Source organism: Azospirillum oryzae (genome assembly GCF_008364795.1).
GTDB lineage: Bacteria > Pseudomonadota > Alphaproteobacteria > Azospirillales > Azospirillaceae > Azospirillum > Azospirillum oryzae.
The window spans coordinates 803,940-827,566 of sequence record NZ_VTTM01000002.1 but is presented as its reverse complement, the minus strand read 5'-3'; the positions used below and the strand labels follow the sequence as shown (position 1 = coordinate 827,566).

The following is a 23,627-nucleotide window of genomic DNA, read 5'->3' as shown; positions in this document are numbered from 1 at the left end:
GGTACGGCCGTGGGGTCGGGCCGTTTCGGCCCTGGGAAACGCGCCTTCCCCGCCCATGGACGGAAAGGACGCGGAAACAAGCGAGATGCTTAGTACGGCTCTTCCAGACGCTTGGCCAGCTCTTCGATGTTCTCCGGCGGCCAGTTCGGGATTTCCATACCGAGGTGCAGGCCCATCTGGGACAGCACTTCCTTGATCTCGTTCAGCGACTTGCGGCCGAAGTTCGGGGTGCGGAGCATTTCCGCTTCCGTCTTCTGCACCAGATCGCCGATGTAGACGATGTTGTCGTTCTTCAGGCAGTTGGCCGAACGGACCGACAGTTCCAACTCGTCCACCTTGCGGAGCAGGTTCTTGTTGAACGGAACCTCCTCGTGCTTCTCCTCGGAGACGGCATGCGTCGGCTCCTCGAAGTTGATGAACAGCTGCAGCTGGTCCTGCAGGATGCGGGCGGCCAGAGCCACCGCGTCGTCCGGCTTGACCGAACCGTTGGTCTCCACCGTCATCGACAGGCGATCATAGTCGGTGACCTGCCCGACGCGGGCATTGTCGACCTTGTAGGACACCTTGCGGACCGGGGAGAACAGGGCGTCGATCGGGATCAGGCCGATGGGCGCGTCTTCCGGACGGTTCTGGCTGGCCGGGACATAGCCCTTGCCGGTCTCGACCGTCAGTTCCATGTTCAGCCGCGCGCCGTTGTCCAGCGTGCAGATGACCAGTTCCGGATCCATGACCTGGATGTCGGGACCGGTCTCGATCATGCCGGCCTTGACCTCGCCCGGGCCTTCGGCGCGCAGGCGCATGCGCTTCGGGCCGTCGCCGCCCATGCGCAGACCCATCGTCTTGATGTTCAGGACGATGTCGGTCACGTCCTCGCGGACGCCGGGGATGGACGAGAACTCATGCAGCACGCCGTCGATGTGGATCGACGTGACCGCGGCGCCCTGCAGCGAGGAGAGCAGGATGCGGCGCAGGGCATTGCCCAGGGTCAGACCGAAGCCGCGTTCCAGCGGTTCGGCGACCACGGTCGCGAAGCGGTCGGCGTCGTCGCCGGGCTGGATGTCCAGCTTGCTCGGCTTAATCAGTTCCTGCCAGTTCTTCTGAAGCACGGATCGACCTCAAGATGCCATCGGGTGAACACGAACCCGCGGGGCCCGAACCATTCCCATGCTGAGGGGACCGCGATGGCTGCGGCCCCCTGTCCCGGAATGGCTGGTCCCCGCGGGTGCGGAAACAATGCTGAATCAGACGCGACGCTTCTTCGGCGGGCGAACGCCGTTGTGCGGGATCGGCGTGACGTCGCGGATCGACGTGATCTGGAAGCCGATCGACTGCAGGGCGCGCAGGGCGGACTCACGCCCCGAACCCGGACCCTTCACTTCGACTTCCAGGGTCTTCATGCCGTGTTCCTGCGCCTTGCGGCCGGCGTCCTCGGCAGCGACCTGGGCGGCGTACGGGGTCGACTTGCGCGAACCCTTGAAGCCCATGGTGCCCGACGACGACCAGGCAATGGTGTTGCCCTGCGCGTCGGTGATGGTGATCATCGTGTTGTTGAACGAGGCGTTCACGTGAGCGACGCCGGCGGTGATGTTCTTGCGCTCGCGACGACGCAGGCGCTGAGAAGCGGCGGAGGGCTTGGCCATTTTGCGTTCGTCCTCTTACTTCTTCTTGCCGGCGATCGGCTTGGCCGGACCCTTGCGGGTGCGGGCGTTCGTGTGCGTGCGCTGGCCGCGGACCGGCAGGCCCTTGCGGTGACGCAGGCCACGGTAGCAGCCCAGGTCCATCAGACGCTTGATGTTCATGGCGACTTCACGACGAAGATCGCCCTCGACGCGGTAGTCGGCGTCGATGGTCTCGCGGATCTTCAGGACTTCGTCGTCCGTCAGCTCGTTCACGCGACGCTCGGCCGGGATTTCCAGCTTCGCGCAGATTTCCTTGGCCTTGAAGGGGCCGATGCCATGGATGTAGGTCAACCCGATCTCCACGCGCTTCTGCGCGGGGATGTTGACGCCAGCGATACGCGCCACGCTGCTCTCCTCGATCTCGATATCTCAACGGCAGCCCGTCGGGCCGCCTACACACCGAGCAAATCCCGCCCGGCACAACGCCGGGACCAGGAACGCACAATGTTACCCGCCACCCCTGCGGGATGGCGAGAGGGTGCGACTATAGGAAAACCGCGGAACTTGTCAAGGTGAATTGCCGGCGGTTATTCGGCTGGAACCGGCTGCCGGATCGGCGCCGGGCCAGTGGCGGCCTGTGCGAGGCCGGATCCGGAACTCTCGTCCGGCATGTCCTCGACCGGAACCGGCCGCAGCGGCATCCGGCCGGCCTTCAGCAGGGCACGGTCGCGGAGAACCTGCGGCAGGTCGAGGCTAAGCTTCAATTCGATGTTGCGCCAGATCTGGCGCAGGCGCTGGACATGCAGGTCCTCGCCGATCGCCTGCACCACCGATTCGAGGTTCTCCAACGTGATGCCGCGGTCGGCCAGCAGCACCGCACCCTTGCCGTCGGTCTTCGGGCAATTCAGCGCCTGCATCAGCCGTGGCCGCGACTCCGGCCGGCTCATGAAGCGTTCGATGTCGAAGATGGTGCGGACATTGATGACCCGCAGCGCCTCGATCTGGTCGAGGTCGAGCGCCAGGATCAACTGCGCCTGCGCCACCCAGTCCATCGTCTCGTAGATGCCGTAGGGCGTTTCGACGAACAGCAGAATCGGGTTTGCCGTGGCCAGGTTCTGCACGTCCTCGATTTCGAACTCGGCAAGTCGGAACTTGATGGCCGAATCGATTCCGAGAATCATGTCGATCGGATATTCGCGGATGAAGCCCTGGGCCCGCGGGTCGATGCGTCGGATCTGCAATTGCGGCACCCGGCTCAGCAGCGTCTGCAGGCCGAGTTTGGGGAAGAATCCGGTCAGGAAGGCCACCAGCAATTCCGGCACGCCGTCACCGACCGCTCCCTCCGGCACGATGCGCGCCATGTCCATATAGGCGTGATGCAGGGTGACCGCGGTGATGCAGGCCAGGATGATGTGGCCGGTCACCCGCAGGAAGGAAATCGGCGACAGATCATAGTTGGAGATGCGGCGGATCAGGTAGTCGATCGACCAGACATAGGCACCGAAGAAGGCGAAGGACAGCACCGCCACGGTCTGGAGCTGGTAATGCACCAGATCCATCGGCGTGACCCCGTCGACTCCGTACAGCGTCATGCCGCTGAACAGCGGTTGGAAATGATCCAGCCGGTCCTTGCCCAGCAGCATGCCGCTGGAGGTCAGAAAGCCGCTGAAGGACACCATGATGAAGACCAGGACCGGAAAGAAATAGGCGCGCCATTCCGACGGCTGCGTGTTGTCCGGTCCCTGCGGCAGCGCGCGGTACTTATAGGCCGCGAACTCGAAGGAGGGGATCAGCTGGTCGTGATCCTGCCCTTCGATGCGGAAGACCGACTCCAGGTCCGCGATGATCTTCTGACGGACATTCTTGATGTTGCTGCGGCCGATGAAGATCGTCAGCGGAAGGATGAAGGACAGACCGAGCAGACCGAGTGCGCTCAGCACCCGCAACTCGCCGACCACATGGATCACTTCGTCGAACATCACGCCCCCGGCCGGCCTCAGCCCGCAGTGCCGACACGTCGCTTTCCGGACGTGCAGCCAAGACAGCACGACCGCCCGGCGGTCGCGCCGCCGAAGGTTATACTCTCATTGAGGGATTCGTAGTACAATTTTGCGCGCGACAATCCGCAGCGCAATCCCGTCCGCCTACAGGTCGGTCCCCGCAATCCGATGACGGATCGCTTCGGCCTGGACACGGACGCGGTTGAGATGCGGGTTGATCTTCAGTGCCGCATCGAACGCCCGCAGTGCCGGCCTTTCGTCGCCCAGCGCCAGATAGACGAGGCCCAGCTCGACCAGCGCCCCGAAATGACGGGGCTCAAGCGACAGGGTGTGGCGCAGGTCCAGCATGGCGGCGCGATAGTCGCCCAGCATGTAATGGGCGGCGGCGCGCTTGTTCCATCCTTCGGCATAGGACGGGTCGCGGGCGACCACCGCGTCGAAGGCGTGCAGCGCCGACTCGTAGTCGTCGCCATTCAGGCTGAGCACCCCGGCGCGCATGTCACGCACCATCACCGGGTCGGGATGCTCCAGCCAGAAGTCCCAGATATGCTCCTCCACCGATTCGGCATAGGCGGCGTCCGCGGTGCTGTGCAAGGCCTGGAAAAGACTGTCGAGACGCATGTTCCCCTGCCCCGCGCCGGCCGGCACCCCGAGGGTCAGCAGCAAAAGCACTGTCAAGGAAAAGAAGCGTCGAATCATCATGCTCCAAATTTGGGCACGGATTCGACGGGCTGCCAACTATTTTTTGGTTGCAAAACGCTAAAGAATTGGTCAGAGGCGCTGCCCTTGGGCTTTAGAGCCGCCGACCTATGCCCCTATACCATTGGTGCAGGCCGAAAAATGGTCGGAAACGGCGAACGGCCGGCGGATCGCTCCGCCGGCCGTCTGCTTTACCGGATGTGTCAAGATCGTCCCAAAGGCGATCAGGCGGCCTTGTTGCGGCCGGCCACGATTTCGTCGGTGACGTTGCGCGGCACCGGCTCGTAGTGGCTGAACTCCATCGTGTAGGACGCACGGCCCGAGGTCATGCCGCGCAGCTGGCCGATGTAGCCGAACATTTCGTTCAGCGGGACATTGGCCTCGACGGCGATGTTCGAACCACGCTCCAGCTGGCCCAGGACGGTGCCGCGACGACGGTTCACGTCGCCGATGACGTCGCCCAGGTAATCCTCCGGCGTGACGATCTCGACCTTCATCACCGGCTCGAGCAGGATCGGACCGGCCTTCGGCAGAGCCTCGCGGAAGCAGGCCTTGGCGGCGATTTCGAACGTCAGGGCGTTCGAGTCGACGTCGTGGTACTTGCCGTCCACCAGGCGGGCGCTGAAGTCCACAGTCGGGTAGCCGGCGAGGACGCCGTCTTCCTTCTGCATTTCCAGACCCTTACCGACCGACGGAACATATTCGCGCGGAACCGAACCGCCGACCGTCTCGTCCTTGAAGGTGAAGCCGGCGCCACGCTCCAGCGGCTCGAAGATGATCTTCACTTCGGCGAACTGGCCCGAACCACCGGTCTGCTTCTTGTGGGTGTAGGTGTATTCGACCGGCTTGGTGATCGTCTCGCGGTAGGCGACCTGGGGCTTGCCCATGTTGCCTTCCACGCCGAACTCCGTACGCATGCGGTCCAGCGTCACTTCCAGGTGCAGCTCGCCCATGCCGCGCAGGATGGTCTGGCCGGTTTCACGGTCGGTCTCCAGGCGGAGCGACGGATCGGCGCGGACCATCTTGCCGAGAGCGATCGAGAACTTCTCCTGCTCGCCCTTGGTCTTCGGCTCGACCGAGACGCTGATGACGGGGTCGGGGAAGCGCATGCGCTCCAGGATGACCGGGTGGGCGGCGTCGCACAGCGTGTCACCGGTCTCGGTCTCCTGCAGGGAGACGAGCGCGATGATGTCGCCGGCGCGGGCTTCCTCGATCGGGTTGGCTTCCTTCGCGAACATTTCGACCATGCGGCCGATCTTCTCGCGCTTGCCGCGGGTCGAGTTCAGGATCGACATGCCCTTCGTCAGCACGCCCGAATAGACGCGGATGAAGGTCATCGAACCGTAGGTGTCGTTCAGCACCTTGAAGGCCAGCGCCGAGAAGGGCGCGTCGTCGGAGCTGAGACGCTCGCCGTTCGCGTTGCCGTCCTCGTCCACCGTCTTGATGGCCTCGACGTCGGTCGGGGCCGGCAGCAGATCGACGACCGCGTCCAGAACCTGGCAGACGCCCTTGTTCTTGTAGGACGAGCCGCACAGGACCGGGGTGAAGGCGCCGGTGATGGTGCCCTTGCGCAGGCAGGCGCGCAGCACGTCGGCCGACGGCTCCTCACCGGAGTCCAGGTAGGCTTCCATCGCCGCGTCGTCCTGCTCCAGGGCAGTGTCGACGAGTTCGGCGCGCAGGGCCGGAATGCTGGCGACGTTGTCCAGGTCTTCCTTGACGGTCAGGTTGAGCTTGGCCGCGAGATCGTCGGTGATCTCCCAGGTCTCCCACTTGGCGTCCTTGTCGTCCGAGAACCAGACATAGGCCTTCATCTCGACGAGGTCGACCATGCCGCGGAAGTTGTCTTCCGACCCGAGCGGAACCTGGATGCAGACCGGACGGGCGTTCAGACGCTGACGGATCATGCTGACGCAGCGCTGGAAGTTGGCGCCCGAGCGATCCATCTTGTTGACGTAGCAGATGCGCGGAACGTTGTAGTTGTCCGCCAGACGCCAGTTGGTTTCCGACTGCGGCTCCACGCCGGCGACGCCGTCGAACACCACGACCGCGCCGTCGAGCACGCGCAGCGAACGGTTCACCTCGATGGTGAAGTCGACGTGGCCGGGGGTGTCGATGACGTTGATCTTCTTGTCGCGCCAGAAGGCCGAGACCGCGGCGGACTGAATGGTGATGCCGCGCTTCTGCTCCTGCTCCATATAGTCGGTCGTGGTCGACGTCTTCAGATCCTTCGTCTCGTGGACGTCGATGATCGTGTGCTTGCGACCGGTGTAGTACAGAATGCGTTCGGTGGTCGTCGTCTTGCCCGCGTCGACGTGGGCGATGATGCCGATGTTCCGAATGTCAGACAGTGGCGTTTGGCGCGGCATGTTGCGGTTCCATTGCAGTAACGCGACAACCGAAGCGCGACCGTCAGGGTCGTCCGCTTCGGCGGCAGAGGTTGGTCGGGGTTTTACGGGCGATCTGTTAAGGCGTCATTAACATTCCGTAAACCGACAAGCAATTTGTCGGAATATTGAAGCGCGCGGCCCTCACAGCGTTCGGGCCACGCCGGCACACCCCAACCGAGGCTGCCGGGTCGCCCCGTTTCCGCCGCCTTATTTAGCAGCGGTGACCTGAATTTCAACGAGATACTCAGGAGCGGCCAACTTGGCTTCCACCGTGGCGCGCGCCGGCGGATTGGCCGGATCGACCCAGGCCTCCCACGCCTTGTTCATCGCACCGAAGCTGGCGATGTCCACCAGATAGATCGTGGCCGACAGCAGCTTGCTCTTGTCGCTGCCCGCTTCCGCCAGCAAGGCGTCGATCTGGGCCAGGATCTGGGCGGTCTGACGCTCGACGTCGGGCGTCGGCTCGTCGGCGACCTGACCGGCGAGATAGACCGTGTCCTTGTGGACGACCATCTGGCTCATGCGCGGTCCGGTGTGGAAGCGCTGGATCGACATTGCGGAAAGACTCCGGGTTCCGGGGGGCTCAAAAAAGACGGGGGTACGTCTATGCCATTCGGGGCCGCGCGCGAAGCGAAAAATGCGCTTCGTGCGTTCAGGGCTGACCCGCAGCGCCATCCTTCGCCAAAAGTGCGGCGAAACGCGCGGACGGGACCGCAAAATTGCGCACGGCCGGGCCGGGTCCGGCGGCGACGCCGACTCCGGCGACCGACCAGCCCTCTCCATTCGCCGTCGGTGTCCGCACCAGCAGCGGCCCGCCGCTGGTCCCGCGCGTCGCGTCGCAATCATGCACCAGCAGGCCGGCGCTTTCCCCCAGAAGATGACAGTCGCGGTCGGCCATCAGGATCTGCGCCCGGTCCTGGCTGTAGCCGCCGAGCATCACCGGCGTTCCCGGCGACAACTGTACGGCGCTGAGAGGCAGCGAAGGCACCGACTCCGGGGCGGGCTGTGAAAGGGTCAGCACCGCCCAGTCGTCGGCGACCTTGGGAGTTGCGGAAGCGGGGTCGTAGGCCGGGTCGGTCGCCACCCGCGCCACCGTGACATGGCGCGTGAACTCCCCCCGGTCATAGCCGAACAGGACATGCAGGGAGGACGCCTGCAGGAAGCGCCGCGTACGCGGATTGAACAGGCAATGGCCGGCGGTCACCACCGTGTGCCGACCGACCAGCGCCCCGGTGCAGCGGCCGGCCAGATTGGTCTGCACCCGGACGATGCTGCGCCAAGGCGCCGAGGTCGCATCCACCGGCGCCCGCCGGTCACCAAGCCCGACGCCGGGAAGCAGTGGCCGTTCGGCATGGACGACCGGCGCACCGGCCAGGATCGTGAGGGCAAGCCCGGTTGCGACCACAGGGCCAAGGCGAAGGTCCGGCCGACCGCGCGCATGTTCTTGCTCCGTTTCCCTCAATCCCGTATCCTCCGACGCATGGCGACGCTGATCATCACCGAAAAATCCAGCCAGGCGAAGGACCTGCGCGCGGCCCTGGGCGACCGCTACGGCCGCATCCTGCCGGCCGAGGGCCATTTGCTGCGGCTTGCCGAGCCGGACGAGGTCGATCCCGCCTGGAAGCGCTGGTCGCCGACGCTGCTGAAACCGGACGGGCTCTTTCCCACCCGGCCCGATCAGGGCGGCAACAAGGCGGCGAAGCTGCAGGCGATCACCGCCGCGCTGCGCGCCTGCGACGAGGTGATCCTCGCCACCGACTGCGACCGCGAGGGCCAGTTGATCGGCCAGGAGATCCTGGAGCATGTCGGCTATCGCGGCAAGGTGCGGCGCGCGCTTTTCACAGCCCAGGACCCGAAGACACTTCGCGACGCCTTCGCCGCGCTGAAGCCCAACGACTCCATGCAGCCGCTCTACGAGGCGGCGGTGGCGCGTCAACAGGCCGACCAGATCTACAACCTGTCGCTGACCCGTACGGCGACCAAGACCCTGCTGGCCCCCGGCACCCGTGGCGTCATCGGCATCGGCCGGGTCAAGACGCCGACACTGGCGATCGTCTGCCTGCGCGAGCTTGAGATCCGCAACTTCAAGCCGGAGGATTATTTCGAGGTCGTGGCGACCGCCGCCGTGGCGGAGGGCAGCTTCCAGATGCGCTACGCCCCGGCGCCGAAGGACCGCATCAAGGACCGCGCCGCCGCCGAGGCCATCGCCCGCGCCGCCGACAACCACCGCGGCCCGCTGACCGTCACCGTCGAGGAGAAGCGGCAGGCACCGCCCAAGCTGTATGACCTGCCCTCGCTGCAGAAGACCTGCGGTCAGCGCTGGGGCTGGACCGCCGACCGCACGCTGGCGGTGGCGCAGGAACTGTATGACGGCGAGGGCAAGAAGCTCATCACCTATCCGCGTGCCGAAGCGCGCTACCTGTCGGAGAACCAGATCGCCGACGCGCCGGCCATCGTCGGCGCGCTGACCCGGCTGCGCGGCTTTGCCCATCTCGACATTGCCCGGCCGGTGATCCGCAAGGGCAAGTCCGGCCATTTCTGCGACAAGGCACTGGAAGGCGTGTCGCACCATGCGGTGATCCCCAACGTCAATGTGCTGGACGATCTGGAGTCGCGGCTGGTCCGGCTGACCGATGACGAGAAGCGGCTGTTCGCGCTGATCTGCCGCTCCTACCTCGCCGCGGTGATGCCGGATTACGAGTATCGCCAGACCAGCGTGACCATGCCGGTTCCGGTGCCATCGGCTGAGGGTGGCAAGCCCGTCGCCTTCCGGGCCGTCGGCCGCATCCCGCTGAAGCTGGGCTGGAAGGCCGCCTTCGGGTCCGCCGAGAGCGACGACCGCTCCGGCGGCAAGGCGGAGGAGGATGCCGAGCAGACCCTGCCGCCGCTGACCGACGGCGAGTCGGCGATCCTGACCGATCCCAAGGTGGAAGCCAAGCGCACCCAGGCTCCGCCACGCTACAATGAAGGCACGCTGGTCGACGCCATGCAGAACGCCTGGCGCTTCGTCGAGGACCCGGCCCTGCGCGACCGGTTGAAGGAGGCCAAGGGTATCGGCACCCCGGCCACCCGCGCCGAAGTCATCAAGGGTTTGCGCAAGCAGAATTTGTTGGGGGCGGACGGCAAGTGGCTGGTCCCGACACCGGCGGGCCTGCACCTGTTCGAGACGTTGCGCGCCGCCGCCCCGACGCTGGTGGATCCCGGGACCACCGCGCTGTGGGAAATGAAGCTGGATGAGGTCGTCACCGGCCGCGCCGATTTCCGCCGCGTCATCGACGCCATAGCGACGGAGGCGGAACGGCTGATCGGTGCGTTGGTAAGGCAACGCGGTACCACGCTGGATCTCGGCCTGCCCGCCGCCAAGGTTCGATTCGCCGGCCGTGGCGCAGCTGGACGACGCACGACGACGCGGGGCGGCGGCGCTGTGTCGGGCGATATGGCGAAGCCTGCGCGACGGCGGACCCGCAAGGTAGCGGCCCCCGCCGAGGGGGACGCGACGGCGCCGAAGCCGCGGCGCACCCGCAAAGCCAAGGGTACCGGCAGCTCCCCGCCAATCGCCGCAGTGGCCGCCGCAGTGGCTGAAAGCGGGCCGGCAGAGGTTTCGCCCATTCCGGAGTCGCGCCGCCGTCGCGAACCGACGGAGCGCATGGTCGCCTTCGCCCGCAGCCTGGCAGAGCGCAAGGGCATCGCCCTGCCCGACCCGTGCCTGCGCGATTTCGATCAATGCCGCAGTTTTCTGGATCAGCACGCGCGCTGACCACCGCCCAACGGCCGGGCCAAGGGTTGCGTGATTGCGGAGAATTGCGCAATTTTGGCGATATTGATCGCTGGACTCCGGGCAATATGCCGGTAATTCTCTTGGAAATCGCAACCATTGCTGAGCATTTCCATGAGAGTCTCCGGTTGGACTTCGCGCTCCGTCACCGCCGCCGCATTGACCCTGGTTGCGAGCGCCCCTGCGCTGGCCCAGGGCCAGCCGGATTACGCCGGCGCCAGCGTGACGCAGTGCATCCCATTCGCCAATTTTCAGCCGGTGTCCTTCACCGATCCGCCAAAGCTGAATTTCAGCATCGCCGGCGACAACACCATCCACACGGTGACCATGGACACCGGGTCCGTCGGGGTGGCCATGTCCGCCACGAATATCCCCAATTACGAGACTTTGAAGTCGGCGCCGGGCGCCAAGCCGGGGACCCAGTTCCTGTCGAGCAGCAAGGTGCTTTGGGTCGGCACCTGGGTGCCCATGACGGTCACGCTCTATGACCGCGCCAACAATCCGGTCGCGACCTCCGAGGTCTTGATCCTGGGCGTGGAGAAGTCCGGTACCTGCGACAGCTACCAGAGCGACCAGCAGATTTGCTCCAATCTGCCTGCGCCCGAGAAGCCGGTGCTGTATATGGGGGTCGGATTCGGCCAGGAGGCCGATTTCCAGCCGCAAGGCACACCCGACAAGAATGTCCTGCTGAACCTGCGCAGCGTGAACGGCCAGCCCATCGTCGACGGCACGTTCAACAAAGGTTACATCATCGGCCGTCAGGGCATCCAGGTCGGCCTGACCGCTGCGAACACGTCCGGCTTCCGCTTCGCCCAGTTGGCCCCCTACCCGCAATATCCCAGCGACTGGATGATGCCGCAGGGCTGCATCACGGTGAATCCGGAGGTGAACCGCAATGCCGACGGCCCTGTCTGCACGATGGCCAACATCCTGGTGGATACCGGGATCCCGCAGAGCTACATGACGCTGCCGCCCTCGATCCAATTCGGCAAGGTGCAGCAGGCCGATCTGAGCGAGCCGACAAAGATGGTATGGGTGCTGGCGCCCAACACGTCGGTCGCCGTCCAGATTCCGAATGCCGGCAACCCGATTGCGACCGATGCCTTCATCGTCGGGGCCGGCGCACCGAACGAACCGGCACAGGTGATCCCCTCCAGCACCGAACCGCCTCCGCCTGCTCCCAAGAAGGCGCCGTTCATCAATACCGGCCGCCATTTCCTGCGGCAGTACCAGTTCCTGTACGACGCGAAGCAAGGCTATGTCGGGATGAAGGACCAGCCGAATCCCTGCGGCGAGCAGTAGGCGGATAAGGGGCGCCCACCCGGCGCCCACCCATTATCCGGGCGTGAAAAAAGCCCCGGAAGGGGGCTGACATCATGGACAGCGTTGGGAGTGGTGGGGAATGGTGGGCGATGAGGGGATCGAACCCCCGACATTCTCGGTGTAAACGAGACGCTCTACCGCTGAGCTAATCGCCCGAACCTGAAAAATCATGCACTGAAATGCAAGCCGGCCGGGTGGTTGCCCGGCCGGCCGCACTATGCCCTGAGTGGGCTGGAAACTTCAAGCCTGCCAAACCTCACGCTCAGTTCAGAGCGTCCTTGAGGGTCTTGCCCGCCTTGAACTTCGGCTGCTTGGATGCCGGGATGTCGATCTTCTCGCCGGTGCGCGGGTTGCGGCCCTCGGTCGCGGGGCGCTCAGCCACCGCGAAGGTGCCGAAGCCGACCAGACGGACTTCATCGCCGTTCTTCAAGGATTCGGCGATGCTGTCGAACACGGCGTCGACGGCCTTCGTGGCGTCGGTCTTGGACAGACCGGACGCTTCGGCAACATGCGCCACGAGATCGTTCTTGTTCACGCAATCCCCCTTCGAAATTCAGCAAATACTGAAAGACAAAAGCCGCCCCAGGACTTTTCGTCCACGACTTTTTGGAAGCAAAGGATAAGCACAGCGTTTGCCGCCCGTCAATTCCCGACGGGCGGCTAAGCTCCTCTTGTCCCAAAAGTCGACTGTCCGGCGACGGCTACGATCAGATCATGGCCGTTCTGGCCCCGGATCAGTGACGCAGGACCTCGCCGTCGGCACCCTTCTCCTGGGCCTTCGCCGCGGCCGGATCAACCTCCGGCTCGGTCCACTCGATAGGCTCCAGCGGACGCACCAGGGCGTTGCGCAGCACCTCGTCCACCGTGCCGACGGGCATGATCTCCAGCCCACGCTTCACGTTGTCCGGGATGTCCGCCAGGTCCTTCTCGTTGTCCTTCGGGATCAGCACATGCTTGATCCCGCCACGCAGAGCGGCCAGCAGCTTCTCCTTCAGTCCACCGATGGGCAGGACCCGGCCGCGCAGCGTGATCTCGCCCGTCATCGCCACGTCCTTGCGGACCGGAATGCCGGTCAGCACCGAGACGATGGAGGTGGCCATGGCGACACCGGCCGACGGGCCATCCTTCGGCGTGGCGCCTTCGGGAACGTGGACGTGGATGTCCTTCTTCTCGAACAGCGTCGGCTTGATGCCGAAGGCGACGGCGCGCGACTTGACGTAGCTCTCGGCCGCCTGGACCGACTCCTTCATCACATCGCCCAGCTTGCCGGTGGTGGTGACGCGTCCCTTGCCGGGCAGGCCGACGGCCTCGATCGACAGCAGTTCGCCGCCGACCTCGGTCCAGGCCAGACCGGTGGTGACACCCACCAGATCCTCCAGCTCCGCCTCGCCATAGTGGAAGCGGCGGACGCCGGCATACTTGTCGAGGTTGCGGCGGGTGACCGAAACCTTGGCGTTGCCGCCCTTCAGCAGGATCTCCTTCACCGCCTTGCGGCAGAGGTTGGCGATCTCGCGCTCCAACGAACGGACGCCGGCTTCCCGCGTGTAGTAGCGAATCAAATCACGCAACGCATCGTCGGAGATGGTGAACTCGCCCTTCTTCAGGCCGTTCGCCTCCACCTGCTTTTCGATCAGGTGGCGCTTGGAGATCTCGACCTTCTCGTCCTCGGTGTAGCCGGCGACGCGGATGATCTCCATACGGTCCAGCAGCGGCTGCGGCATGCGCATCGTGTTGGCCGTGCACACGAACATCACGTCGGACAGGTCGTAGTCGACCTCCAGGTAATGGTCGTTGAAGGTGCCGTTCTGCTCCGGATCCAGAACCTCCAGCAGGGCGGACGACGGGTCGCCGCGCCAGTCGGCGCCGAGCTTGTCGATCTCATCCAGCAGGAAGAGCGGGTTGGAGGACTTGGCCTTCTTCATGCCCTGGATGACCTTGCCGGGCATCGAGCCGATGTAGGTGCGGCGGTGACCGCGCACCTCGGCCTCGTCACGGACGCCGCCGAGCGACATGCGGACGAAGTTGCGGCCGGTCGCCTTGCCGATCGACTTGCCGAGCGAGGTCTTGCCGACGCCGGGCGGGCCGACGAGGCAGAGGATCGGCCCCTTGACCTTGTTCATGCGATTCTGGACGGCGAGGTATTCGAGGATGCGCTCCTTGACCTTCTCCAGACCGTAATGATCGTCGTCCAGCACCTTCTGGGCCAGCTTCAGGTCGCGCTTCACCTTGGTGCGCTTCTTCCACGGAATGGACAGCATCCAATCCAGGTAATTGCGGACCACGGTGGCTTCCGCGGACATCGGGCTCATGGACCGCAGCTTCTTCAGCTCGGCCAGAGCCTTTTCGCGGGCTTCCTTGGAGAAGCGGGTCTTGTTGATTTTCTCTTCCAGTTCCGCCGATTCGTCGCGGCCGTCCTCGGTCTCGCCGAGTTCCTTCTGGATCGCCTTCAGCTGCTCGTTCAGATAGTACTCGCGCTGGGTCTTCTCCATCTGCCGCTTGACGCGGTTGCGGATGCGCTTTTCCACCTGCAGCACGCCGATCTCGCCTTCCATGAAGGCATAGACCCGCTCAAGACGCTCCGACACGGTGGCGCATTCCAGCAGCTGCTGCTTTTCCGGAATCTTCAGCGCCAGATGCGAGGCGACGGTGTCGGCCAGCTTGCCGGCTTCCTCGATCTGGTTGATCGAGACCAGCACCTCCGGCGGGATCTTCTTGTTCAGCTTGATGTACTGCTCGAACTGGGAGACGACGGCGCGGCTCAGCGCCTCCAGCTCCTGGTTCTCGCCGGTCTTCTCCTCGACCAGCTCGGCCTGGGCCTGGAAGAACTCCTCATTGTCGGCGAACTTGGTGATGGCGGCGCGCTGGCCACCTTCCACCAGCACCTTGACGGTCCCGTCCGGCAGCTTGAGCAACTGCAACACGGTGCCGACGGTGCCGACGCTGTAGATGTCGGCCGGAGTCGGATCGTCCTGCGCGGCGTTCTTCTGGGTGACGAGCAGGATCTGCTTGTCATCCTTCATCACGTCTTCCAGCGCGCGCACGGACTTCTCGCGCCCGACGAACAGCGGCACGATCATGTGGGGGAAGACCACGATGTCGCGCAGCGGCAGGACCGGGTAGAGGGCACCACGGGAGAGTTCGATCATGGGCAGGGCCTCAATGAATGGATCGCCGCCAGCCCGGAATGGGCCTGACACGGCCCTCGCCTCGGGTTGAGCGCGGGGATCGCCTACGGCACCGGACTAACGTGGCACACGGCCATGCGCCCTTCAAGGGGCTGCGACCGTCTTCCCGCCGTTTCCGCAAGGTGAAAAGGCCGTTTGACCGGCCAAGACCGCCTTTGCTCCCCTTTCGGACGACTTAGCAGGCGGTTCGAGCCGGTTTTGCGCCCCTTCGACCACCCAAACGGAAGCTTTGCGGCGCCATTCACCCTGCCAGCCGCGGACGATCCGCCGCACAGGCCCCCAGGGGCGACGATTCGGAATGAACTGTCCGGGCGCCATGCGCCGGATGCATCGGAAACGGGCCACAAAGAAAAGGGGCGCCGAAGCGCCCCTCTCGTCGTCCCGTCGCAAATACTGCGACGGCCCGTTGCGTCCGATCACGCGCCCGGCGCTTCGCTACGCCGTTCGGCGTGGACGTAGAGCGGCTTGGCGCGCCCTTCGACCACTTCCTTGTTGACCAGGATGCTCTCGATGCCGGTCAGACCCGGCAGGTCGAACATCGGGTCGAGCAGGATGGCTTCCATGATCGACCGCAGACCGCGGGCACCCGTCTTGCGGGCGATCGCCTTGTGGGCGATGGCCCGCATGGCGTCCTCGGAGAACTCCAGATGGACGTCCTCCATCTCGAACAGACGCTGGTACTGCTTGACCAGGGCGTTCTTCGGCTTGCTCAGGATCTCGACCAGCGCCCCTTCGTCCAGATCGGACAGGGTGGCGAGCACCGGCAGACGGCCGATGAACTCGGGGATCAGGCCGAACTTCAGCAGATCCTCGGGTTCGACCTCATGCAGGATTTCGCCGGTGGCGCGCTCGTCGGCGGAGCGGACATCGGCGCCGAAGCCGATGCTGGTGCCCTTGCCGCGCTGGGCGATGATCTTGTCCAGGCCGGCGAAGGCACCGCCGCAGATGAACAGGATGTTGCTGGTGTCGACCTGCAGGAATTCCTGCTGCGGATGCTTGCGCCCGCCCTGCGGCGGCACGGAGGCGACGGTGCCCTCCATGATCTTCAGCAGGGCCTGCTGCACGCCCTCGCCCGACACGTCGCGGGTGATCGACGGGTTGTCGGACTTGCGGCTGATCTTGTCGACCTCGTCGATGTAGACGATGCCGCGCTGCGCCCGCTCGACATTGTAGTCGGCGGCCTGGAGCAGCTTGAGGATGATGTTCTCGACATCCTCGCCGACATAACCGGCTTCGGTCAGCGTCGTGGCGTCGGCCATGGTGAAGGGAACGTCGATGATTCGGGCCAGCGTCTGGGCCAGCAGCGTTTTGCCGCAGCCGGTCGGGCCGATCAGCAGGATGTTCGACTTCGCCAGTTCGACGTCGTTGTGCTTCGTCCCGTGCGCGAGGCGCTTGTAATGGTTGTGGACCGCCACCGACAGCACGCGCTTTGCGTAAGACTGTCCGATGACGTAATCGTCGAGCACCGCATGAATGTCGCGCGGAGTCGGGACTCCGTCGCGGGACTTCACGAGGGTCGTCTTGTTCTCCTCGCGAATGATGTCCATGCACAGTTCGACGCATTCATCGCAGATGAACACCGTCGGACCGGCAATCAGCTTGCGGACCTCGTGCTGGCTCTTGCCGCAGAAGGAGCAGTAGAGCGTATTCTTCGAATCGCCGCTGCTGGACTTGCTCATCGGTACTCCGTCATCTCGCGGGAGGCGTGGTCCCCTGGGACCATGCCCGTTCGCGGCGCCCCCCGACGCCGGTCCTACTCAGGTTATCGCGGACGACGCCCGCGACAAGGTCACGCGCCGGTTTAGCGACGCATTACAATCCGCATACCGGACATGCCACAAGGGGATTCCCCTATGACCGGCCCCTATGACCGGATCGTGTCACCGCCATTCAACAACAGCGTCACGACCCGATCAACCCTTTGTTGGGAGGGCTTGGAAACCGCGGCTTACGAATGGTGGTCGACGCCGGGGCGCTTCTCCACCACCTCGTCGATCAGACCGAAGGCCTTCGCCTCCTCCGGCGACATGAACTTGTCGCGCTCCATGGCGGTCTCGATGGTGTCGAGGTCCTGCCCGGTGTGCTTGACGTAGATGTCGTTCAGGCGCGAGCGCAGCTTCAGGATTTCCTGGGCCTGGATTTCGATGTCCGAGGCCTGGCCCTGGGCGCCGCCCGACGGCTGATGGATCATGATGCGGCTGTTGGGCAGCGAGAAACGCTTGCCCGGCGCGCCGGCGGCCAGCAGCAGCGAGCCCATCGAGGCCGCCTGCCCCATGCACACCGTCGACACCTGCGGACGGATGTACTGCATGGTGTCGTAGATGGCGAGGCCGGCCGAGACGTAGCCGCCCGGCGAATTGATGTAGAGCGCGATGTCCTTGTTCGGGTTCTCCGACTCAAGGAACAGCAGCTGCGAGCAGATCAGGCTGGCGACGGCGTCGTTCACTCCGCCGATCAGGAAGATGATCCGCTCCTTCAGCAGGCGCGAATAGATGTCGTACGCGCGCTCGCCCCGGTTGGTCTGTTCGATGACCATCGGGACCAGAGCATTCATCTTCGGCTCGAAGTCGTACATGTGTTCTTCCCTGCCCCCGCAGTTGGCTGAACCGGTGATCGTTGCCGGCACGGAACCACATATAGGAACCTTTGGGGGCGGATGGTAGTCCGCCCCCACTCCTTTCGGGGAGTTAGGCTGCCGCAGACTCGCTGCCCGCCTCGTCCTCGTCCTTGCTCAGCTCTTCGACGCTGACGGTCTTCTCGGTCACCTTGGCCTGATCCAGGATGTGGTCGACGACCTTGTCCTCGAAGATCGGGGCGCGGAGGTTCTCGAGCGCCTGCTGGTTCTGCTTGAAGAACTCGAACACCTGACGTTCCTGACCGGGGAAGCGGCGGGCCTCGTTGATCAGGGCGCGGTTCACCTCGTCCTGGGTGACCTGGATGTTGTTGCGGCGGCCGACTTCCGACAGCAGCAGGCCCAGGCGGACGCGGCGCTCGGCGATCGAGCGGTACTCGGCCTTCAGCTCGTCCTCGGACTTGTTGGCGTCCTCGCCGGCGGTGCCGTTCTTCAGCTCTTCCTGCAGGCGGGCCCAGATGCCCTCGAACTCGATGTCGACCATGCCGGCCGGCACCTCGAACGAATGGGCCTCGGCCAGCTTGTCGAGCAGCTGACGCTTCACGCGCAGGCGCGACAGGCCGTCATACTCGCCCTTGATGCGGTCGCGGATGGCTTCGCGCATCTTCTCCAGGCTCTCCATGCCGAACTCCTTGGCGAGTTCGTCATTGACCTCGGCCGGGACGTTCTTGCGCAGCTCCTTCACGTCGACCTCGAAGACCGTCGCGGCGCCCTTCAGGCGCTCATGCGGGTAGTCCTCCGGGAAGGTGACGTTGACGGTGCGGTGCTCGCCGACCTTGGCGCCGACCAGCTGCTCCTCGAAGCCCGGCACGAAGCGGCCGGCGCCCAACTCCAGCGGATAGTCCTTGCCGTCCATGCCCGGCAGGGCCTCGCCGTCGACGCTGCCCGCGAAGTCGATCACGGCGATGTCGCCGGTCTCGGCGGCGCGGTCCTCGGTGACCGGGGCCTGGGTCGAGTGGGCCGAGGCCAGACGGGTCAGCGCCTCTTCCACCGACTCGTCGGTGACCTCGGCGACCGGCTTCTCCAGCTCGATGCCCGAGAAGTCGCCCGGCTCGACGTCCGGCAGCAGCTCGACCGCCATCTTGTAGGTGAGGTCGCCGCCGTCCTCGTACTTCTCGACCTCGATCTTCGGCTGCAGGGCGACGCGCAGCCCGCGCTCGCTCAGCGCCTGGCGCGAGCTGTCGGAGATGGCGTCCTCCAGCACCTCGGACAGCACGCCGCCGAAATAGCGCTGCTTGATCACGGTGACCGGCACCTTGCCCGGACGGAAGCCCGGCAGCTGGACCGTGCGGCGCAGCTCTTCCAGCTTGCCGTTCACCTTCTCTTCGATGTCCTTGGCGGAAATGACGACCTGAAATTCGCGCTTGAGGCCGTCGGTGCTGGTCTCGGTGATGTTCATCGGAACGAAAGCCTATCTCGTTGTTCCGGCCCGGCGGCGCCCGTCCGGGCGGCCCGAATCCGTGTTGTCCATGCGGTCCAAGGTGTTGCCATGGTGCGGGCGAAGGGACTTGAACCCATACGACCGAAGTCACTGGAACCTAAATCCAGCGCGTCTACCAATTCCGCCACGCCCGCGTTCATGGCAAAGGCAGCCGCGACGGGTGCGCAAACACCCGCCGGACCGCCGGCGAAGTCCGGTCTATAGCACAGCGCGCCGGAAGCAAACAGGCAAAATGGCCCCACTCAAGAGAGTGAGGCCCGCTCTGTTCGCGTCAGCCGCCGGCCTTTCCCGCCGCCTTGCTCCCCGCCTTGTCCAGGGACCGCACCGCGGACGAGGTGATGATGCGTCCCTCGCCGGTGTAGGCCTCGTGATTGGCGTCGATCTCGCCCAGCCGGTAGCGGTAGTTGATCATCATTCCCAGCGACTGCTTCAGCCCCTTGGCCGAGCGGTCGGCCAGCCAGTTCAACCGCTCCATCCGCGCGCCGTTGGTCAGGTGGAAATGCGCCACCGGGTCGAGCGCGCGGGCACGACCATGCCCCCTCGCCTCCTGCACACTTGTCAGGTAATGGACGCACATCCGCATCAGCGGGCCGCGCAGCTGCTTCTGCAGCTCTTCATCCTCCGCCCAGCCGGGACGGGAGACAGCGCGGACGAGCAGCGGCGATTCGTCGGTACCGACGCCGCCTTCGGTGGTCGCCTCAACATCGTCGGCCTGTTCCAGCTCGGCCAGCCGTTCGGCGATGCGCTCGGCCTCCGTGTTGGTCAGCAGGGCGTCGCCGTCGCGGTCCAGCGACCGGTCGAACCAGCGACGGAAACCGGGGATCGGCGACAAGGTGGCGTAGCACTTGATGTTGGGGAACTCGGTCGCCAGCCCGTCGACCACCCGCTTGATCAGGAAATTGCCGAAGCTGATGCCGGCCAGCCCGACCTGCGCGTTGGAGATCGAATAGAAGATGGCGCTGTCCGCGCTCTTGGGATCGCAGACCGGCGCGGTGGGGTCGAGCAGAGCCTGCACATTGTCCGACATGCCCTGGACCAGAGCCACCTCGACGAAGATCAACGGCTCGTGCGGCATGCGCGGGTGGAAGAAGGCGAAGCAGCGCCGGTCCGAATCGAGCCGGTCCTTCAGGTCCTGCCAGCCGCTGATCTCGTGCACAGCCTCGTATTTGATGAGCTTTTCCAGCAGTGAGGCAGGACTGTCCCAGGTGATGCGGTGCATCTCCAGAAAACCGACGTCGAACCACGCCCGCAGCAGGTTCTTCAGATCGTCTTCCAGCGCCTGCAGCAGCGGCTCGCCGCGCGCCATCTCCATCAGTTCTGCGCGCAGGTCGACCAGGAACTTCACCCCTTCCGGCAGGGCGTTGAACTGGGTGAGCAGCCGCAGGCGCGGCGGTTCCAGCGCACGGCGCAGCGCCCGTTCGGCATGGCCGCGCGCCACCGGGTCGGCGGCGGCCTGGAAGGTCGCCATGGCGTCCATCACCGCATCGCGGTCGACGTCGAAGTCGCGCGCGAGCATTACTAGGAAGTTGCGCCGACCCTGGGGATCCAGCGCCAGATAGGTGCGGCCGAGCTGGGCGGCGCGGGCGCGGGCCGAAACCTCGCCGCCGCGCGATTCCAGGCAGGCCTCGATCTGCTCCTTGAGGCGCTCGGCGTCTTCCTTCGGCAGATGGGTGCGCGGCGGCGCGCCGACGGCGCCGCGGGCCGACGCCGCGATCTCGCGCCAGCGGGTGCGCAGGTTGTCCAGCGCGCGGTCGAAGAAATTGGGCTGCGCGGCCTGGGATGGCGGCACAGGCTCCAGAGTGGTGGTGTCGGGTGCGTCGCTCATGCCCCGGAGTCTGGCCCGACCGGAGCGCCGCCGCAAGAGGGCGCGCGAACGCCGTCGTCAGGGGTACCGCGGACGTCGACCCATGGTCCGGTCTTGGCAGACCTCAACCCTGCGCCTTCAGCGCCTTCAGAACGCCGGGCAGCGCCCCCGCCAGATCGTCGGAGATCAGGCCGGGGCCGAGCGCACGCGCTGCCTCCCCATGCAGCCAGACGGCGGTGCAGGCGGCTTCGAACCCATCCATTCCCTGCGCCAGCAAGCCCAGGACGATGCCGGCCAGCACGTCGCCGGTGCCGGCGGTCGCCAGATCGGGCGGTGCGTTGACATTCACCACGGCGCGGCCATCGGGGGCGGCGACCACCGTATCCGCTCCCTTGAGGACGACGACCGCGCCAGACCGCGCGGCGGCGGCCCGCACCCGCGACAGCTTGTCGCCGTCCATGCCGACCGAATCGCCGAACAGCCGGGCGAATTCCCCCTCATGCGGGGTGAGGACGCAGCGCTTGTCGAGCCGGTCGAGAAGCTCGTCGGCCGACTCGGCGAAGCTGGTCAGCGCGTCGGCATCCAGGACGCAGGCCCGGCGCGCGTCCAGCGCGGACATCACCGCGGCGCGGGTCTGCGCCCCCCTGCCCGCCCCCGGACCGATCAGCACCGCGTTCTTGCGCGGGTCCTTCAACAGCCGGGCGAACGCGCCGTCATCCTCCAGCGGATCGACGATCACGCTGGCGCATCCGGCGGCATAGATGGGGAACGCTTCCGGCGGGCAGGCGATGGTGACCAGCCCGGCGCCGGCGCGCAATGCCGCGACCGAGGCCAGACGTGCCGCGCCGGTCATCCGCGCGCCGCCCAGCACCACGGCATGGCCGCGCGCATATTTGTGGCCGTCCAGCGTAGGCCAGGGGAAGCGGTGGTGCCACAGCGAGGGCTCGTTCACCGCGGTCTGCGGGGCGATGCCGTCCAGCACCCGCTCCGGGATGCCGATGTCGGCGACCACTACTTCGCCGCACAGCGTGCGGCCGGGCAGCAGCACATGTCCGGGCTTGCGGCGGAAGAAGGTGACGGTCAGCGCCGCTTGCGGAGCGGCACCAAGCACCCGGCCACTGTCGCCGTGAAGGCCGCTCGGCACATCGACGGCGACGACGGTGCGACCTTCCATCGCCTCGACGATCGCGCGGGCGAGGCCGTCGAGCGGCCGGGACAGGCCGGCGCCGAACAGCGCATCGATGACCAGGGGGTTGCCCTTGAGGATGTAGGGATCGGCCGCCTCGATCGGGCCAGGCCAGCGCTCCGCCGCGACCGCCGCATCGCCGGTCAGCGCCGAACGCGTGCCGAGCAGGGCCAGCCTCACCGGCCAGCCCGCCTCCAGAAGAAGCCGGGCGATGACGAAGCCGTCGCCGCCATTGTTGCCGGGACCGCAGAGCACGGCCGTCGGGTGCGGCGCCCAGCGCTCGCACACGGCGCGGACCACGGCGGCGCCGGCGGCCTCCATCAGGGCCGGGCCGGGCACCCCGGCGGCAATGGCCATCTGGTCGGCCCGATACATCTCCGCGACGGACAGAAGCTCATCCATCCCCCATTCCCCCGGCGCTGCCTTCCCTTGCGGGCCAACTCTCTAGGGCGAACATTCGCGCCCCCACTCTACCCGTGGGCAGCGTCTTTGCCTGGAAAGCACGATGCAGACAAGCATGAACGCCCGCGAAACGGCCAATCAGCCGTGCGGACGATAAGAAGAACGGATTTTCGGAAGAAAGAAAAGGGAAGATGGGGCGATGGATGGGACTCGAACCCACGACCACTCGGACCACAACCGAGGGCTCTACCAACTGAGCTACCACCGCCGCCGTCAGCGTTTCCGCCGTCGGGAGCCGCGTTATCCTCCAGCTCGGCTTTCCGGTCAAGCACCTTTTTCACGAAAAATGAAAAAACGTATTTCGGGGCGGCAAGGCCCCACTTTCGCCCGTCCGGAGCCGCCATCCAGCCTCGCCAGCGCGGAGCACTTGCGCCAATTGCACAAATATTGTTCACTCCGCCGAATCCTTCGGCAGCACCCTGCCCCATTGGACGGCACCCGACCGTCTTATGACCAGCGTCGATGCCGCCGGATCGGATCGGCCGAATGTGGCACGCTCCATGCTTATCGTCGTCGCTGTCGGCAGTGCCGTGGACGGTGCCTGCCGGCGTTGGCACCTCGTACACGAGAGACCCATGAAGAAGATCGAAGCCATCATCAAGCCGTTCAAGCTCGACGAGGTGAAGGAAGCCCTTCACGAAGTCGGGATCAAGGGGATCACCGTCACCGAAGCCAAAGGCTTCGGCCGCCAGAAGGGCCACACGGAGCTTTACCGCGGCGCGGAATACGTCGTGGACTTCCTGCCGAAGGTGAAGATCGAGGTGGTGATGGAGGATTCCCTGGTGGAGCGGGCGATCGAGGCGATCCAGCAGGCCGCCCATACCGGCCGCATCGGCGACGGCAAGATCTTCGTCACGCCTGTGGAGGAGGTGGTCCGCATCCGCACCGGGGAGAAGGGCGCCGACGCGATTTGATCGCGCCCGGATAGCATCGTCCACCGGCTCCTTCCTTCCGACCGGCACCCTCCCGACCAGAATCCGCCAACATGCGCCGCTTTCCCCATCACCTCATGCCGGCCCCGGCCGCACACCTCGCCGAACGGCCGATGGCCGCCTATGGCGAACGTGCGACTTTTTGGGTTGGCGCGTTGTGCGGGGAAGAAAGGCGTGAGATA

General features: G+C 65.5%; 18 protein-coding genes and 3 tRNA genes. 3 read left to right on the top strand and 18 right to left on the bottom strand.

Annotation, left to right across the window (positions count from 1 at the left end):
• Positions 1-89 precede the first annotated feature (89 nt).
• The 8 genes from FZ938_RS09970 to FZ938_RS09935 all read right to left on the bottom strand — a co-directional run bounded on the left by FZ938_RS09970 (position 90) and on the right by FZ938_RS09935 (position 8,110).
• Positions 90-1,106, bottom strand: a complete 1,017-nt coding sequence (locus FZ938_RS09970) for a DNA-directed RNA polymerase subunit alpha (RefSeq protein WP_085089782.1) — start codon at positions 1,104-1,106, stop codon at positions 90-92.
• A gap of 135 nt (positions 1,107-1,241) precedes the next feature.
• The gene (gene rpsK / locus FZ938_RS09965; RefSeq protein WP_012974490.1) at positions 1,242-1,640 is read right to left on the bottom strand and encodes a 30S ribosomal protein S11; all 399 of its coding nucleotides are present in this window, start codon (positions 1,638-1,640) and stop codon (positions 1,242-1,244) included.
• A gap of 15 nt (positions 1,641-1,655) precedes the next feature.
• The gene (rpsM, locus tag FZ938_RS09960) at positions 1,656-2,024 is read right to left on the bottom strand and encodes a 30S ribosomal protein S13 (protein ID WP_012974491.1); all 369 of its coding nucleotides are present in this window, start codon (positions 2,022-2,024) and stop codon (positions 1,656-1,658) included.
• A gap of 182 nt (positions 2,025-2,206) precedes the next feature.
• The gene (locus tag FZ938_RS09955) at positions 2,207-3,598 is read right to left on the bottom strand and encodes a hypothetical protein (RefSeq protein WP_149198340.1); all 1,392 of its coding nucleotides are present in this window, start codon (positions 3,596-3,598) and stop codon (positions 2,207-2,209) included.
• A 165-nt stretch (positions 3,599-3,763) separates the two neighbouring features.
• Complete coding sequence (locus tag FZ938_RS09950) at positions 3,764-4,240, bottom strand: tetratricopeptide repeat protein (protein ID WP_246457807.1); 477 nt, start codon at positions 4,238-4,240, stop codon at positions 3,764-3,766.
• 302 nt (positions 4,241-4,542) lie between these two features.
• A complete protein-coding gene (gene fusA, locus FZ938_RS09945; RefSeq protein WP_149198338.1) occupies positions 4,543-6,684 on the bottom strand; it encodes an elongation factor G in 2,142 nt (713 codons plus the stop codon).
• A 228-nt stretch (positions 6,685-6,912) separates the two neighbouring features.
• Positions 6,913-7,260 (bottom strand): RidA family protein, encoded by a 348-nt coding sequence (locus FZ938_RS09940; RefSeq protein ID WP_014248117.1) that lies wholly within the window; start codon positions 7,258-7,260, stop codon positions 6,913-6,915.
• A 97-nt stretch (positions 7,261-7,357) separates the two neighbouring features.
• Positions 7,358-8,110: a trypsin-like serine peptidase gene (locus tag FZ938_RS09935; protein ID WP_246457805.1), complete on the bottom strand. Its 753-nt coding sequence runs from the start codon at positions 8,108-8,110 to the stop codon at positions 7,358-7,360.
• A 75-nt stretch (positions 8,111-8,185) separates the two neighbouring features.
• Between FZ938_RS09935 and FZ938_RS09930 the strand changes: the two genes are divergently transcribed.
• Positions 8,186-10,462 (top strand): DNA topoisomerase, encoded by a 2,277-nt coding sequence (locus tag FZ938_RS09930; RefSeq protein ID WP_149198336.1) that lies wholly within the window; start codon positions 8,186-8,188, stop codon positions 10,460-10,462.
• Between the two features lie 132 nt (positions 10,463-10,594).
• Entirely contained in the window at positions 10,595-11,782 is a 1,188-nt protein-coding gene (locus FZ938_RS09925) for a hypothetical protein (protein WP_149198335.1), read from the top strand.
• 101 nt (positions 11,783-11,883) lie between these two features.
• On the opposite strand, the gene FZ938_RS09920 is transcribed toward FZ938_RS09925, so the two are convergent.
• The 10 genes from FZ938_RS09920 to FZ938_RS09875 all read right to left on the bottom strand — a co-directional run bounded on the left by FZ938_RS09920 (position 11,884) and on the right by FZ938_RS09875 (position 22,721).
• Positions 11,884-11,958, bottom strand: a tRNA-Val gene (locus tag FZ938_RS09920).
• A gap of 107 nt (positions 11,959-12,065) precedes the next feature.
• Entirely contained in the window at positions 12,066-12,338 is a 273-nt protein-coding gene (locus FZ938_RS09915; protein WP_012974523.1) for an HU family DNA-binding protein, read from the bottom strand.
• 199 nt (positions 12,339-12,537) lie between these two features.
• Positions 12,538-14,949, bottom strand: a complete 2,412-nt coding sequence (lon, locus tag FZ938_RS09910; RefSeq protein WP_149198334.1) for an endopeptidase La — start codon at positions 14,947-14,949, stop codon at positions 12,538-12,540.
• A 455-nt stretch (positions 14,950-15,404) separates the two neighbouring features.
• On the bottom strand, positions 15,405-16,667 hold the full coding sequence (clpX, locus tag FZ938_RS09905) for an ATP-dependent Clp protease ATP-binding subunit ClpX (RefSeq protein ID WP_149198333.1): 1,263 nt from the start codon (positions 16,665-16,667) through the stop codon (positions 15,405-15,407).
• A gap of 269 nt (positions 16,668-16,936) precedes the next feature.
• On the bottom strand, positions 16,937-17,563 hold the full coding sequence (gene clpP, locus FZ938_RS09900) for an ATP-dependent Clp endopeptidase proteolytic subunit ClpP (protein WP_042688570.1): 627 nt from the start codon (positions 17,561-17,563) through the stop codon (positions 16,937-16,939).
• Positions 17,564-17,675: 112 nt separating this feature from the next.
• Entirely contained in the window at positions 17,676-19,019 is a 1,344-nt protein-coding gene (gene tig, locus FZ938_RS09895) for a trigger factor (RefSeq protein ID WP_149198332.1), read from the bottom strand.
• Positions 19,020-19,110: 91 nt separating this feature from the next.
• A tRNA-Leu gene (locus tag FZ938_RS09890) sits at positions 19,111-19,195 on the bottom strand.
• 137 nt (positions 19,196-19,332) lie between these two features.
• The gene (locus tag FZ938_RS09885) at positions 19,333-20,886 is read right to left on the bottom strand and encodes a malonyl-CoA decarboxylase (protein WP_149198331.1); all 1,554 of its coding nucleotides are present in this window, start codon (positions 20,884-20,886) and stop codon (positions 19,333-19,335) included.
• A gap of 103 nt (positions 20,887-20,989) precedes the next feature.
• A complete protein-coding gene (locus FZ938_RS09880; RefSeq protein ID WP_149198330.1) occupies positions 20,990-22,453 on the bottom strand; it encodes an NAD(P)H-hydrate dehydratase in 1,464 nt (487 codons plus the stop codon).
• 192 nt (positions 22,454-22,645) lie between these two features.
• Positions 22,646-22,721: transfer RNA gene (locus FZ938_RS09875), tRNA-His, on the bottom strand.
• Positions 22,722-23,088: 367 nt separating this feature from the next.
• On the opposite strand from FZ938_RS09875, the gene FZ938_RS09870 reads away from it, so the two are divergent.
• Entirely contained in the window at positions 23,089-23,427 is a 339-nt protein-coding gene (locus FZ938_RS09870; RefSeq protein ID WP_012974531.1) for a P-II family nitrogen regulator, read from the top strand.
• The last annotated feature ends 200 nt before the right edge of the window (positions 23,428-23,627 follow it).

What these genes read in the sequence shown, in the direction of transcription:
- rpsK (WP_012974490.1), bottom strand. Translation starts at nt 1,640, where the DNA reads ATGGCCAAGCCCTCCGCCGCTTCTCAGCGCCTGCGTCGTCGCGAGCGC.
- FZ938_RS09955 (WP_149198340.1), bottom strand. Translation starts at nt 3,598, where the DNA reads ATGTTCGACGAAGTGATCCATGTGGTCGGCGAGTTGCGGGTGCTGAGC.
- FZ938_RS09950 (WP_246457807.1), bottom strand. Translation starts at nt 4,240, where the DNA reads ATGCGTCTCGACAGTCTTTTCCAGGCCTTGCACAGCACCGCGGACGCC.
- fusA (WP_149198338.1), bottom strand. Translation starts at nt 6,684, where the DNA reads ATGCCGCGCCAAACGCCACTGTCTGACATTCGGAACATCGGCATCATC.
- FZ938_RS09940 (WP_014248117.1), bottom strand. Translation starts at nt 7,260, where the DNA reads ATGTCGATCCAGCGCTTCCACACCGGACCGCGCATGAGCCAGATGGTC.
- FZ938_RS09930 (WP_149198336.1), top strand. Translation starts at nt 8,186, where the DNA reads ATGGCGACGCTGATCATCACCGAAAAATCCAGCCAGGCGAAGGACCTG.
- FZ938_RS09925 (WP_149198335.1), top strand. Translation starts at nt 10,595, where the DNA reads ATGAGAGTCTCCGGTTGGACTTCGCGCTCCGTCACCGCCGCCGCATTG.
- lon (WP_149198334.1), bottom strand. Translation starts at nt 14,949, where the DNA reads ATGATCGAACTCTCCCGTGGTGCCCTCTACCCGGTCCTGCCGCTGCGC.
- clpX (WP_149198333.1), bottom strand. Translation starts at nt 16,667, where the DNA reads ATGAGCAAGTCCAGCAGCGGCGATTCGAAGAATACGCTCTACTGCTCC.
- clpP (WP_042688570.1), bottom strand. Translation starts at nt 17,563, where the DNA reads ATGTACGACTTCGAGCCGAAGATGAATGCTCTGGTCCCGATGGTCATC.
- tig (WP_149198332.1), bottom strand. Translation starts at nt 19,019, where the DNA reads ATGAACATCACCGAGACCAGCACCGACGGCCTCAAGCGCGAATTTCAG.
- FZ938_RS09885 (WP_149198331.1), bottom strand. Translation starts at nt 20,886, where the DNA reads ATGAGCGACGCACCCGACACCACCACTCTGGAGCCTGTGCCGCCATCC.
- FZ938_RS09880 (WP_149198330.1), bottom strand. Translation starts at nt 22,453, where the DNA reads ATGGATGAGCTTCTGTCCGTCGCGGAGATGTATCGGGCCGACCAGATG.
- FZ938_RS09870 (WP_012974531.1), top strand. Translation starts at nt 23,089, where the DNA reads ATGAAGAAGATCGAAGCCATCATCAAGCCGTTCAAGCTCGACGAGGTG.